General features: G+C 39.9%; 12 protein-coding genes and 1 rRNA gene. 12 read left to right on the top strand and 1 reads right to left on the bottom strand.

Annotation, left to right across the window (positions count from 1 at the left end):
* Positions 1-49: 49 nt before the first annotated feature.
* From rrf to hisC, 9 genes are all read left to right on the top strand, one after another.
* Positions 50-164: ribosomal RNA gene (rrf, locus tag E0H94_RS02375) — 5S ribosomal RNA — on the top strand.
* Positions 165-621: 457 nt separating this feature from the next.
* Complete coding sequence (locus E0H94_RS02370; RefSeq protein ID WP_131324943.1) at positions 622-2,073, top strand: RNA polymerase factor sigma-54; 1,452 nt, start codon at positions 622-624, stop codon at positions 2,071-2,073.
* Positions 2,074-2,241: 168 nt separating this feature from the next.
* Positions 2,242-2,574, top strand: a complete 333-nt coding sequence (hpf, locus tag E0H94_RS02365; RefSeq protein WP_016167325.1) for a ribosome hibernation-promoting factor, HPF/YfiA family — start codon at positions 2,242-2,244, stop codon at positions 2,572-2,574.
* A gap of 139 nt (positions 2,575-2,713) precedes the next feature.
* Positions 2,714-2,965: a BolA family iron metabolism protein IbaG gene (gene ibaG, locus E0H94_RS02360; protein ID WP_016167324.1), complete on the top strand. Its 252-nt coding sequence runs from the start codon at positions 2,714-2,716 to the stop codon at positions 2,963-2,965.
* A gap of 6 nt (positions 2,966-2,971) precedes the next feature.
* A complete protein-coding gene (gene murA / locus E0H94_RS02355) occupies positions 2,972-4,231 on the top strand; it encodes a UDP-N-acetylglucosamine 1-carboxyvinyltransferase (protein ID WP_131324942.1) in 1,260 nt (419 codons plus the stop codon).
* Positions 4,228-4,929 (top strand): ATP phosphoribosyltransferase, encoded by a 702-nt coding sequence (gene hisG, locus E0H94_RS02350; RefSeq protein WP_116762818.1) that lies wholly within the window; start codon positions 4,228-4,230, stop codon positions 4,927-4,929. The genes murA and hisG overlap by 4 nt, the downstream gene beginning before the upstream one ends.
* A 145-nt stretch (positions 4,930-5,074) precedes the next feature.
* Positions 5,075-5,737, top strand: a complete 663-nt coding sequence (locus tag E0H94_RS02345; RefSeq protein WP_131324941.1) for a DUF4272 domain-containing protein — start codon at positions 5,075-5,077, stop codon at positions 5,735-5,737.
* A 118-nt stretch (positions 5,738-5,855) separates the two neighbouring features.
* Entirely contained in the window at positions 5,856-7,157 is a 1,302-nt protein-coding gene (gene hisD / locus E0H94_RS02340; protein WP_165495574.1) for a histidinol dehydrogenase, read from the top strand.
* 158 nt (positions 7,158-7,315) lie between these two features.
* The gene (hisC, locus tag E0H94_RS02335; protein WP_131324940.1) at positions 7,316-8,407 is read left to right on the top strand and encodes a histidinol-phosphate transaminase; all 1,092 of its coding nucleotides are present in this window, start codon (positions 7,316-7,318) and stop codon (positions 8,405-8,407) included.
* Between the two features lie 2 nt (positions 8,408-8,409).
* Here the strand turns inward: hisC and pabB are convergent, their stop codons facing one another.
* The gene (gene pabB / locus E0H94_RS02330; protein ID WP_131324939.1) at positions 8,410-9,741 is read right to left on the bottom strand and encodes an aminodeoxychorismate synthase component I; all 1,332 of its coding nucleotides are present in this window, start codon (positions 9,739-9,741) and stop codon (positions 8,410-8,412) included.
* Between the two features lie 257 nt (positions 9,742-9,998).
* Here pabB and E0H94_RS02325 point away from each other — a divergent pair, with 257 nt between their 5' ends.
* From E0H94_RS02325 to E0H94_RS02315, 3 genes are all read left to right on the top strand, one after another.
* Positions 9,999-10,982, top strand: a complete 984-nt coding sequence (locus tag E0H94_RS02325; protein ID WP_131324938.1) for a DUF6160 family protein — start codon at positions 9,999-10,001, stop codon at positions 10,980-10,982.
* 201 nt (positions 10,983-11,183) lie between these two features.
* Positions 11,184-12,017, top strand: coding sequence for a C39 family peptidase (locus E0H94_RS02320; protein WP_131324965.1), 834 nt, complete (start codon positions 11,184-11,186; stop codon positions 12,015-12,017).
* A 41-nt stretch (positions 12,018-12,058) separates the two neighbouring features.
* A complete protein-coding gene (locus tag E0H94_RS02315) occupies positions 12,059-13,153 on the top strand; it encodes a hypothetical protein (protein WP_131324937.1) in 1,095 nt (364 codons plus the stop codon).
* Positions 13,154-13,163 lie beyond the last annotated feature (10 nt).

The following is a 13,163-nucleotide window of genomic DNA, read 5'->3' as shown; positions in this document are numbered from 1 at the left end:
CATACACCCTGTGTAAATAAGACCATAACGAATAGTCATAAACAGTTGTGCTGGCGACAATAGCAAGAGTGAACCACCTGATCCCTTCCCGAACTCAGAAGTGAAACCTCTTAGCGCTGATGGTAGTGTGGGGTTACCCATGTGAGAGTAAGTCATCGCCAGCTCATTAATTCAAACACCCCCTAACCAACGTTAGGGGGTGTTTTTTATTGGAAATTAAAAAAAATAATTGCAACTGTGGTGAGATTGGCTTATTTCTTTTAGGAAAATAATTGCCTTGGATTAGATAGCTCTAAATAAAACTTAATATTAAGCATCGTGTGCTTAAGCTGACTAAAAATTTAACTTCAAAAGATTTTAATGCCAGTTCAATTCTAGGGATTGTAGTAAGGTGAGGTTAGATTTTTAATCAATACCTTTGTTGTTGGTGCAGTAATCTAAAGGCCGAGAGTGGAAATAGGTCTTGTTATAGAAATAATGATTAGGTTTGAGATGATCTAAAATTATCAGTGAACTTAAGCACAGCAAAATTTTGTATGACTTTTACTAAAACTATGCTATAAAAATATTAATCGGCATAAAAATTGCTTATATTTAATGATTAATAATGAGTAGGATTATATGAAGTTATCGGTTGGACTTAAAGTTGCGAACTCATTGTCGTTGACTCCTCAGTTGCAACAAGCCATTCGTTTGCTTCAATTGTCTAGTTTAGAGTTAGAACAAGAGATTCAGATTCAACTCGACAGTAACCCATTATTAGAAAAAGTAGAAGAACAAAATAGTGTCGAAAGTTTATCAAGCTTAGAAAAAGAGCATGAAAATAGTGATTTAACCAATGAATTAAATGCAGATCATTTGCCCGATGACTTGCCTGTGGATACGGATTGGGATGATGTATATACTCACCAATCAACCAGTTTGGGTAGTCCTGAATTTGAGGAACGAGAGGATAACCGCCAAGGTCACATCGGCTTAAAAGAGCATATGCTCGAACAAATTAATTTGCTTCATTTTTCTCAAGTTGATCGTTTAATTGCCTACTGTATTATTGACTCATTGGATGATAAGGGGTTTTTGGATGTCGAAATTTCAGAAATCACCACATCAGTTCAACATCTTTTAGCATCTATGGATTATGATGAAGTCATTGAAGATGACGAAGTCATTGTGGTTTTAAAACATATTCAACGTCTTGATCCAATTGGAATTGGTTCTAGAAATCTGGCTGAATGCTTAATGGTTCAACTGGAAAGTTTACCTGTCCAAACGACTTATCGTCATGAAGCGATGATTTTGCTTAAACATTATGAGTTGTTGATTTCGAACGAGCTTGCAAAGTTGCTCAAACAGACAGGGTTAAATACCGATCAACTCAAATCTGCGGTGAATTTATTAAAAACATTGAAAGCACATCCAGGACTTGAGTTTGAAGATAAAGATTCTGATTACCAAATTCCTGATGTTGTGGTCATGAAGCGCAATGATCATTGGCAAGTTCAATTGAATCCTGATGTGATGCCTAAATTAAGAGTAAATTCATTTTATGCCAGCATGATCCGTCGAGCAGATCAAAGTGATGAAAATCAATATTTGCGTAATCAAATGTTGGAAGCCAAGAATTTTATTAAAAGTGTAGATGAACGTCATAAAACCTTATTGAAAGTGGCCTCTTGTATTGTTGAGCATCAAAGAACATTTCTTGAAATCGGTGCTGAAGGGATGAAACCTTTGGTGCTGCGTGATATTGCAGAAGAAGTTGAGTTACATGAGTCAACTGTTTCGCGGGTGACAACCAATAAGTATATGTTGACGCCACGTGGGCTATTTGAATTGAAATATTTTTTCTCAAGTCACGTAGGTACAACGTCGGGTGGGGAAGCATCTTCCACAGCGATTCGTGCGAAAATTAAGAAAATGATTGCAGAAGAAAATGCACGTAAGCCTTTGTCTGATAATGCGATTGCCAATATGTTGAAGGATGAGGGAATTGATGTGGCACGACGTACGGTCGCAAAGTATCGTGAATCGTTACATATTCCGTCTTCTTCCGAGCGAAAAGTCTTGATCTAAAATTTAAAGTATGACTATTCTAGAGATTCATTATGACGAAATAATGAATCTCTTTTTATTTTAAAGGATGGTTGAAATGATTTGATCAGATTGCGCAGATTCTTTTCTGGCTGTGAAACATTTCGGCTGTACCTTTGCTAATCCTAAAAGAAGGTGAGGGATAGAATTATGCAAATAACAATTCGTGGTCATCATTTAACTATCACCCCTGCAATTGAAGAAAATATTCGTGAAAAATTTGCCCAAATGACGAAGCATTTAGATCAAGTCAATAGTATGCAGGTGAAGCTGTCCAAAGATCATCAAATCGACAAACATTCTAAAAAAGGTAGTTCGAATCATATTGCGGAAGCCATCATTCGCCTACCAGGTATAGAGTTGTTTGCACAGGCCACGGCAGATGATATGTACACTTCAATTAAAAAATTGACGGAAAAATTAAAACGACAATTACATAAACATCGTGAATTACAAATGGATCATGCACCAGTTTTAGCTTAATCTGGATTTTAATCGAGGGAGGTTTGTGATAAACCTCCTTTTTTTATATATAAAAATTGTGCGATGAATGCATTATTTTTCCTGATTTATAGTAAAATGGCGGGTTTTACACCATTGGTCCTGTATAGAGGTCTTTGTCATGAATAGTGAACAGCTCACTGAAATTTTAAAAACTGCTTTTCCTGAAGCTGAAGTTGCAGTTAGTGGGCAAGCGGGCAAGTTTGACCTCCGAATTGTTGATGATCAGTTTGAAGGAAAACGTCCTGTTGCACGTCAACAGACTGTTTATGCTCCGCTGAACTCTTACATCGCAAGTGGTGAAGTCCATGCTGTGACCATTCGCGCAATGACAAAAGAAGAATGGCGCAAAGCTAGCCTTTTTGGAGCTTAAAAATTAATGGATAAATTTTTGATTCAAGGTGGCGTTAAGCTCGAAGGTGAAGTTCGAATCTCGGGTGCAAAAAATGCGGCCTTGCCATTGCTTGCAGCGATGATTTTGGCAGATTCGCCGATCAAATTGACCAATGTACCGCATTTAAAAGATGTAAATACCTTAGTAAAATTGATTGCTGGTTTAGGCATTCAAATGACCTATGAAGGTGATACGGTTACTGCTGATACCTCAACTTTAGATAACCAATTTGCCCCTTATGAATTGGTTAAGACCATGCGCGCTTCAATTTTAGTGCTTGGTCCTTTGGTTGCACGTTATGGTAGTGCTAAAGTTTCTTTACCGGGTGGTTGTGCAATTGGTTCACGTCCAGTAGACCAACACTTAAAAGCGCTTGAAGCATTAGGTGCTGAGATTGAAGTTGAAAATGGTTATGTGCATGCCAAAGTCGATGGTCGCCTAAAAGGTGGTGAAGTCGTTTTTGACATGGTGACTGTGGGTGGAACAGAAAATATTTTAATGGCAGCTGCGCTCGCGGAAGGTGTAACGACCATTCGTAATGCTGCACGTGAACCTGAAATTACCGATCTTGCGAAAATGTTGATCAAGATGGGGGCAAAAATTGAAGGTTTGGATACGGATACGCTTGTTGTAACGGGTGTTGAAAGTTTACATGGTTGTGAATATGCCGTTGTAGCCGATCGTATTGAAACAGGTTCATATTTAGCTGCGGCTGCGATTACAGGTGGTCGTGTCAAGACCACGCATACTGATCCAAGTTTAATGGAGTCAGTACTGGAAAAATTTGAAGAAATGGGCGCGGAAGTGACTCGTGGTGACGATTGGATTGAATTGGATATGTTGGGTAAACGTCCAAAAGCAGTGAGTTTCCGTACGCTTCCTCATCCTGAATTTCCAACTGATATGCAAGCACAACTCATGGCTGTAAACGTGATTGGTCGTGGTTTTGCAACCATTTCAGAAACGATTTTTGAAAACCGTTTTATGCATGTGCCTGAGTTGTCTCGTATGGGGGCAAATATTGAAGTTGAAGGAAATGATGCAATTGTAACAGGTGTTGAGAAGCTTTCTGCTGCACCCGTGATGGCCACAGATTTACGTGCATCATTCTCTTTGGTCTTGGCTGCATTGGCTGCTGAAGGTGAAACGTTGATTGACCGTATTTATCATATTGATCGCGGTTATGAAGATGTAGAAGCAAAATTACAAGGTTTAGGTGCTCAAATTAAGCGAGTAAGTGCATGAGTGACATGAGAAACGATGATCCTAATTTCAATGTAATGGGCAATTTTGATCATGGTTTAACATTGGCATTAAGTAAGGGGCGTATTCTCAAGGAAACTTTACCCTTACTTGAAACAGCGGGTATCAATTTACTCGAAGATCCTGATAAATCACGTAAATTGATTTTTCCAACGACACATAAGCAAGTCCGTATTTTAATTTTACGCGCTTCTGATGTTCCGACCTATGTGGAAAATGGTGCGGCAGATTTAGGTGTGGCAGGTAAGGATGTTTTAATGGAACATGGGGCACAAAATGTCTATGAACCATTGGATCTTAAAATTGCGAACTGTAAATTAATGACCGCAGGCAAGGTTGGCATGGAGCGTCCAAAAGGGCGTTTGAAGATTGCGACCAAGTATGTCAATTTAACGCGTCAATATTATGCTAGCTTAGGTGAGCAAGTCGATGTGATTAAGCTGTATGGATCTATGGAGCTAGCACCTTTAGTTGGTTTAGGTGATTACATTGTCGATGTTGTTGATACAGGTAATACGTTACGTGCCAATGGTTTAGAACCTTTAGATGAAATCTGTAAAGTGTCTTCTCGTTTGATTGTAAACAAAGCCAGTTTTAAGCGTAAACAAGCCTTGTTAAATCCGATTCTTGCGCAGTTAGAAATAGCTGTTGAAGAACGTCAAAAAGCAAAACAAGCTTAATTTAATCGATATTCTAAAACCGCCCTTTGGGGCGGTTTTTTGATTTTTCAACAAACAGAATGAAATCATGATGTTAATAAATAACTGACTTAACGATATATGAATGGTTTAATGTGCTAGCACTTTTTCAATAATGAAGAGTCATATGAAAACTCCAGAACAAAGAAAGCAAGCATCCATTTTAAAATTACAATCACAATCTGTGCCTTATATTGACTGGCTACCTTATATTGAAGCTGCGGATGAAATTGAACCAAGGTCAGCAGAACAAATTGCAAAACGAGCGATTGCATGTCTATTGGTAATTCAGGCTGCTTGTGATCTTAACCATGATCAGTTTGATGATGAAACTCAAGCTTTTATCATAGATTTAATACAGAAATTTGATGTTTGGTCTGAATTGACGTCAAAAGAACTGGCGATTATTCATCGTGAGGGTACGACACAAGATATAATTAATATGATCTGGAAATATGAAGCCTATTGGACGTTACTTTGGGCACTAGGTGTGGTCGAGGAGCTAAATTATCCTGCAAACATTGCAGATTGTGATTTTGCGATTCAGGCAGTTTCTTCATGTGACTCTTTTGATGCATTTATGGCACAAGTAAAACTAAGAGATATTGAAGAATTATTAGATGAAGCGGATTTGATCTACCGTTATGACTGGGCATGTGTCGATGCTAGACTTAAACATCAGCAAGCACCAGCGGGTTTAAATGCATCGGTTGTATTAGAGCGGCACGGTGCTTTAAATTGGTTAATACAGCGCGATGGTGATTGGGATCATCCCGATGTGAACACTTAATCCAGCCTTTTTATATTGATGAAAGTCATTTCCGATGAGACTAAGTTGAAATGCTGATGTTATCTTGCCCACAACTTCATGGAAACAAGGTAAACTAACGCTTTCCAATTCAAACCTTGTGGGTAAATTGATGCGACGTTTATCGACTCAAGATCAAAACTTCAAGCAAGCTTTTGCAGACTTGTTAGCTTTTGAAACTGTAAGTGATCCTGAACTTTTAAAAACCGTAGACCAAATCATCGCTGATGTTCGTCAGCATGGTGATGCTCATGTTCTTAAACTTACCCAACAATTCGATCGACATCCAGCGCATCAATTTTCAGATCTAGAACTGACCCAAGCTGAATTAAAAGCTGCATTTGAGGGTTTAAACTCAGAAGTGCGTGAAGCACTTGAGTTTGCCGCAGAACGTATTCGTGAATTTCACCAAGCGCAAAAACAAGAGGGTTGGACCTATGTGGATGCTTTGGGCAATACTCTAGGTCAAAAAGTCACGCCTTTAGATCGGGTGGGTATTTATGTACCTGGGGGCTTGGCGTCATATCCATCTTCTGTATTGATGAATGCAGTGCCTGCACATGTGGCGGGTGTACCTGAAATTATTATGGTGGTTCCAGCACCGAATGGTGAGTTGAATCCATTGGTACTTGCTGCTGCACATTTGGCTGGTGTAACGCGTGTATTTACTATTGGGGGGGCGCAAGCCGTTGCTGCCTTGGCTTATGGTACAGAAACGGTTCCATGTGTAGATAAAATTACTGGACCAGGTAACCGTTTTGTCGCTGCTGCGAAACGTGCGGTGTTTGGTCAAGTTGGCATTGACATGATTGCAGGTCCTTCAGAAATTTTGGTGTATGCTGAGGGTGAAAATGATGCGAAATGGCTCGCTATGGATGTATTGTCTCAAGCCGAGCATGATACCGTCGCCCAAGCCATTTTCATTACACCTGATGAGCAACTACTGAATGAGGTTGCCCAAGCGGTAGAAGAGCATTTAGCCGTATTACCGAAAGCTGAAATTGCGCGCACTTCAATTGCAAATCGTGGGGCTTTGGTCTTGGTCAAAGACCGTCAAGAAGCGATTGATTTAATTAATCAGGTTGCACCAGAGCATTTAGAGCTTTGCTTGGATGAAGCACAGGAAATGGCTGAAGAGATTCGCCATGCTGGTGCGATTTTTATGGGGCGATATACACCTGAAGCGATTGGTGATTATTGTGCAGGCCCGAACCACGTATTACCGACTTCGGGTACGGCGCGTTTTTCATCGCCACTCGGTGTGTATGATTTTCAAAAGCGTTCAAGTTTAATTATGTGCTCTCAAGCAGGGGTAAAACCTCTGGCAAAAACTGCAGATATCTTGGCGCAGCAAGAAAATTTGGATGCTCATGCCCGTTCAGCACGTTATCGTTATCAATAAATTATTTTAAAACCTCTTCCTAAACCTCTCCTAAAAGGAGAGGGAACGCATCGATGAAATCAATAATCAGGCGTAAATTCCTCTCGCTGAGTAAGCTTTAAGGATTCCTTTAAGGTGAAGTGCAAGAGAGGTTAGGAAAGGAAATATAGAGAAATAAAATGTCAAATATTAGTCCAGCACAAATGCGTTTTTGGAGCCCTGAAGTACGTGAATTAGAACCTTATGTACCAGGTGAGCAACCCAAAATTCAAAATTTATTAAAATTAAATACCAATGAAAATCCATATCCACCATCTCCGAAGGTGGTAGAAGCGGTGCAAGCTGTTTTGGTAAACTCAGCGGATGCTTTACGTTTATATCCAGATCCTGATGCTTCTGCATTAAAGCAAGCAATTGCTAAACAGCAGCAGATTGATGTCGCGAATGTTTTTGTCGGGAATGGTTCAGACGAAGTTTTGGCACATATCTTTAAGGCTTTTTTTGTCCAAGATAAACCCATTCTTTATCCTGATATTACCTACAGTTTTTATCCTGTTTATAGTCAATTTTTTGATGTCAAAACCAAAATTTTACCCTTGAATGATGCTTTTGAAATTGTGGTAGATGATTATAAGCAAGCCAATGGTGGCATTATTATCACTAATCCGAATGCGCCAACCAGTGTTGCTTTAGGGTTGGACGCGATTGAGGACGTCTTGCAAGCCAACCCTGATTCAGTGGTGGTGATTGATGAAGCTTATGTCGATTTTGGTGCTGAATCTGCGGTTAAATTAGTGGAAAAGTATGAGAATTTGGTGGTTTGCCAAACCACATCCAAGTCTCGTTCATTGGCTGGCTTACGTGTTGGTTTTGCCATTGCACAGCCGCATTTAATTGCAGCACTGGAAGCGGTGAAAAATAGTTTCAACTCTTATCCAATCGATCGTTTTGCCATTGCTGCAGCCGTGGCTTCTTTTGAAGATCAGACCTATTTTGAACAGCAATGTGAAAAGGTCATTCGTAGTCGTGAAAAATTGGTCAACGAACTGCAAGCGATTGGTTTCGTGGTATTGCCCTCTAAAGCCAACTTCATTTTTGCATCTTTACCGAATAAAGATGCAGGTGAATTGGCGGCTGAATTACGTGCATGTGGCATTATTGTGCGTTATTTCAATAAGCCACGCATTAATCAATTCTTGCGTATTACGATTGGTACCGATGAACAAAATCAACGTTTGGTTGAAACTTTAAAGCAAGATATTCTGGCTTAAGATTACGGCTTCTGCCATGTGTTGAGTAAATCCAGCATGGCAGAAACTTTATCAAAACATTCTTGGTATTCTGCATTGCAGTCAGACGCAATGGTGATTCCGCCACCCGCCCAAAGGGAAATGTGTTGTTGATATTTCTGAATGGAGCGAATCAAAATATTCCATGCACCTGTGCCATCAAAATTAAAATAACCTAATGATCCACAATAGGCACCGCGTGGCGCACCTTCTAATTCCTCAATAATTTGCATGGCACGGATTTTGGGTGCACCTGTAATGGAGCCGCCGGGTAGTGCTGCCAACAATACATCTAAAGCTTTGACATCGGGTTTCAGGGTTGCTGTGACTTCACTGACCATGTGATGCACTTGATTAAAGGATTCAATCTCAAATAATTTTGGTGTTTTAACCGTCCCTGTTTCAGCATAAACACTTAAATCATTACGTAACAAATCTACGATCATGACATTTTCAGCCTGATCTTTAGACGAATGTTGTAATTGGTGTTTAGATTGTGCATCGCGCTCTGCATCTGCATAACGTGGCATAGTGCCCTTAATGGGTTTAGTGACCAGTTTTTTTTCTGCTAGAAATTCGATAAAAAGTTCAGGAGAGCAGCTCAGTAATTCAAACTCTTCAGTTTTTAAATACCCAGAATATGGTGCATCCGTCAGTTGCCAGAACTCTTGTGCCACAGACAATAAACGTCCTTCGGCTTGTCCTCTAAATTCTTGGGTCAGGTTAATTTGATAACAATCACCTGCTTTAATATATTCTTGAACTTGTGCAAAAGCACGTTGATATTGTTGCTTATTCCAACGTGCTTGACAGGTTTGAGTAAGCTGTAATGGCAGGACTTGGGATGTCAATTCTAATTTATTCTGAATGAATGCAAAAATTTGTTCAGCTTCTGGCTCATCGCTATAAAAATACCAAGCATCATCCTGAAATTTTAAATAAGTTTGAAATAAACCAAGCCAAAAACTAGGTTGATCTTTTGAGTGAACCTTCACATGTTGTGCACTGGCAAAATCATAACTGATGAAGCCCATGAGTCCACCCTGAAATCCATCAGAATTTGCCTGAATATCTTTGGATTGATTGAAGCTTAAATTTGATTCAATCCGTTCATATTGATCAATCTGTTTTCTTTGGTAAGTTTGACGGATGCCATTTTTTACACATTCAAATTGATTTGGAAGAAAAGCAATGACCGGGCTTTGATTGTTTTTTAAATAAATTAAATGTGGAAGATCATCTAGACGTAGAAGAATTTCTTGAACATTAACAGGTTGATCACAAATCACATTTTGGAAAAGAGAAGGGCTGGTCATATGCTTAATAAAGCTGGGATTAAAACAATATTTTATATTTTACTCGAATGTGAAAGAAACAACATAGTAAATACCGTTTGTCGGCAAGATTCAGATTGCGACCAACAGCAGTTGAACAAAAAATAACAGACCTATAACGTTATGGGTGCCAACGGATCACTCAAGGAACTATGTACTGTTGTCGAAAAACAAATAAAACAACAGATGCATCGAGTGGTTGACATTAAAGAAAAAGAATACTCTTGGGAGAGTGGAACATGAAAAAATTGACTAAACTTGTTTTAGTTTCTTCAATGGCTATGAGCGCGAATGCGATGGCTATGCAAGCAATGGATGATGCTTCATTAAGCGCGGCAACGGGTCAAGATGGTTTAAATATCGGTATTGGCATTTCTAAAGTCGAGATTGAGAAATTATTCATTCATGACAATGACGGTCTTTCAACAGCTGGATTGGGCGGTACTTCAACTGCTGGCGCCATTGTGATTAAGGGCAATGGTACAGGCGCGACTGCAACCAAAGGTATTGTGATTGGGGCAAACTACGATAATGCTGGTGCATACTTACTTGCTTCACGTAACCTTGCAGATTTAACGATTGATACTGATGCTGGCACAACAGGAACAGGTGGTGCGTTCCTGAACATTGGTGCACAAGTTTCTGGCTTAGATATTAAAATTGGGGAAATTGGGGTAACAGGTTCAGGTGCGCTTCCAACAGCAGCTTCAACCAGTATTCGTCGTGGTGGAGATGATGCCAACTACAATGCAATTTTATCGGGTTTATCTTTAAAAACAGGTCCTATGTCTGCCAACATTCAATTGGGTGCAGCACCACAAGGGGCGATGGTTAAGTTGAATGCACAGATGATTGGTGGTTTAGAAATTACCAATCTTGGTATTTTGGATAACTCAACCAAACAAGGCACTGGTGATGGTACGACTGGTAACCGTGCAGCAGGTCAAATCTTCGTAGACAGCATTAAAGTTGCAGATGCAAATGCGAAAGATTTAACCTTGAATCAATCGATCAGTGTGATTGGTACAGAAGGCGCAAACAAAGGCTATTTACGTATCATCAGCTCTAGTGGTGCAGTCGATAACTATGTGAAAGGTGTACATTTAGGTAGCCAAGCAGCTGCATCAATTGGTGATGTGGAAGTACAAGGTCTACAAACTTATTACAGCCCAACATTAGGGGTTTATACACCTGGCGCAGTGATTACGATTTCTGGTCACTAATCATTGGGTGGGAAAAGCGCGTGAATTCACGCGCTTTTTTTTTACAAAAAACCATTCAGTTCATCAAAAAATGTAAGAAAAAGCTGTTTCTTTTTTGAAAAAACAAGTATGTTGTCAAAATACAAGGAAGTATAGAGTTTTTACTCTAGAAAAATAATAAATTTCAGGCACGTCATGCCGAACACCAGAAAGTTAGGGAATATGTTAGAGATCGCATTGGGCTCGGCATTGATGTATTATTTTGCCACGCAAGCCTTTGAAATAAAAGAAAAACCTCCTGAGGCAGTTTATTACACAGAAACATTGGATTCACGGCAAGATTCCTTTACCCGCATGCACCGTGAAACCGTTCAAATTCAACCTGCATTAATCGATCAATTCCGTGGCATTGTACGCCAAGCCTATGATTACAGCTGTGGATCTGCTGCCTTAACGACGTTGCTCAATGGTTATGTCGGCACACAGTTGACGGAACAACAGACCATGACTGGCTTACTCAAGTTCGGTGAGTCAGAACGGATTATTGAGCGTCGCAGTTTTTCACTACTGGATATGAAACGTTTTGTCGCTGCTCTAGGTTTAGAGAGTGGAGGCTATAAAGGTGAGTTTTCTGATTTAGTCGCACAGGGACAACCTGCCATTGTTCCAATTTCTTATGCGGGGTTTAAGCATTTTGTGGTGTTTAAAGCCTATAAAGATGGCCGCGTTTATGTGGCAGATCCTGCTTTGGGAAACATTAGTTTTGATGAGGAACGCTTTAAACAAGTTTGGGAAAATAACACTTTATTTCTCATTAGTGTCCCACCAGAACAACGTAAAAATTTATTGGCATTACAGGATAGTGATATGCGCCATGTTGAGGATGCAACAGTAAACCGTTATGCACTGGTTGATATTCAATATCCTCAGTTTTATATGGAAAAACTGGCGGATCGGGGGGCAACGACCTCAAGAATTGTCAATAATAACCCAGAATCAGAGATGAACGGCCAATATGTCGATCAACATTTACGCCTATATTACAAGAGCAAATAGAGCGGTTTAAAGCAAATAAAAAAAGAATAGAGTGGACGGAAATGAAAGATCAATGGATGAATAAAACTTTATTGGTGCTGAGTATTCAAATTTTGATGGGGACTGCTTATGCAGCCGATACGACAGCTGAAACACAGGGAACAACCGTTGGAGCTCAAGAAACAGCAGTTGCATCAAGTGTAGAAACCAATGCCACAACACCACAACAAGCTTCGAGTGCCTTGCAGCAACAAGAGGGTGATGCGACTAAACAGACCAATCTTGAAGAAGTATTTACCTCAAATGAGCGACAATATTCTTTAATTAAAAAAGGGGATATTTCTGCCTTTTACGATGTGGATTATACCTATTATCGCGATACCCAATTAGATTTAGAAATGGCACAAGGGAGTCTGTACCAATTACGTGTACAGGAAAATGCCAGCCATACCTTAACCAATACGTTTACCGTGCAGTACGGGATACTCGATAACTTAACTTTTACGGCTTCATTACCTCTCGTTGCAAAGACGGACAATTTAAAAGATACCTCTACCGCAGGTTTAGGGGATATCTCTTTAGGTACACGTTGGGAACCGTTCCCGCTTAAAACCGGACGTTTACCTTTGATTTTATTTGGAAACATCTCGACCAAAACAGGCGATAGTCCTTATGAAATTAATCCAACTTCCGACTTAGCGACAGGTAAAGGTTATTATTCAGCTGGTGTGGGTGCGAGTACACGTAAGTATATTGATCCTGTGGTACTTTTTGCTTCTGTATCTGCGAACTATGGTTTCAAAGAGTCGGGTTTAGATCAGCGTCGTGGTCCACGAGTCATTGAAGAGTTTGACCCAGGCATTAGTGGTGGTTTTTCATTCGGTTTCGCCTACTCATTTAACTATGATGTGTCTATGACGATGTCATACCAGCAAAGTTTCAATACGGGTGCAGAATTTACATATACCTCGGGTGAAAGTTACTCACCAGCCGATCAAACCAGTTCAACCTTTGCGATTTCATTGGGTGTACGTGTTTCACCAGACACCATTGTGAATGGCACGTTAGGAATTGGCTTAACAGAAGATGCACCTGATGTCTCTTTAGGTTTGTCTTTCCCATTAGATATTGCAGGTTTTGGTAAAAAAATCAGCTAAGAGGGCGGTC

Source organism: Acinetobacter sp. ANC 4173, assembly GCF_004331255.1.
GTDB lineage: Bacteria > Pseudomonadota > Gammaproteobacteria > Pseudomonadales > Moraxellaceae > Acinetobacter.
Note: the sequence above shows the minus strand (reverse complement) of the source record. Positions and strands in the feature narration are given on the sequence as shown.

Excerpts from the sequence above, each read along its gene's own strand:
- E0H94_RS02325 (WP_131324938.1), top strand. The coding sequence starts at position 9,999 with ATGAAAAAATTGACTAAACTTGTTTTAGTTTCTTCAATGGCTATGAGC.
- pabB (WP_131324939.1), bottom strand. The coding sequence starts at position 9,741 with ATGACCAGCCCTTCTCTTTTCCAAAATGTGATTTGTGATCAACCTGTT.
- murA (WP_131324942.1), top strand. The coding sequence starts at position 2,972 with ATGGATAAATTTTTGATTCAAGGTGGCGTTAAGCTCGAAGGTGAAGTT.
- hisG (WP_116762818.1), top strand. The coding sequence starts at position 4,228 with ATGAGTGACATGAGAAACGATGATCCTAATTTCAATGTAATGGGCAAT.
- E0H94_RS02370 (WP_131324943.1), top strand. The coding sequence starts at position 622 with ATGAAGTTATCGGTTGGACTTAAAGTTGCGAACTCATTGTCGTTGACT.
- E0H94_RS02345 (WP_131324941.1), top strand. The coding sequence starts at position 5,075 with ATGAAAACTCCAGAACAAAGAAAGCAAGCATCCATTTTAAAATTACAA.
- E0H94_RS02315 (WP_131324937.1), top strand. The coding sequence starts at position 12,059 with ATGAAAGATCAATGGATGAATAAAACTTTATTGGTGCTGAGTATTCAA.
- ibaG (WP_016167324.1), top strand. The coding sequence starts at position 2,714 with ATGAATAGTGAACAGCTCACTGAAATTTTAAAAACTGCTTTTCCTGAA.
- hisC (WP_131324940.1), top strand. The coding sequence starts at position 7,316 with ATGTCAAATATTAGTCCAGCACAAATGCGTTTTTGGAGCCCTGAAGTA.
- hpf (WP_016167325.1), top strand. The coding sequence starts at position 2,242 with ATGCAAATAACAATTCGTGGTCATCATTTAACTATCACCCCTGCAATT.
- E0H94_RS02320 (WP_131324965.1), top strand. The coding sequence starts at position 11,184 with ATGTTAGAGATCGCATTGGGCTCGGCATTGATGTATTATTTTGCCACG.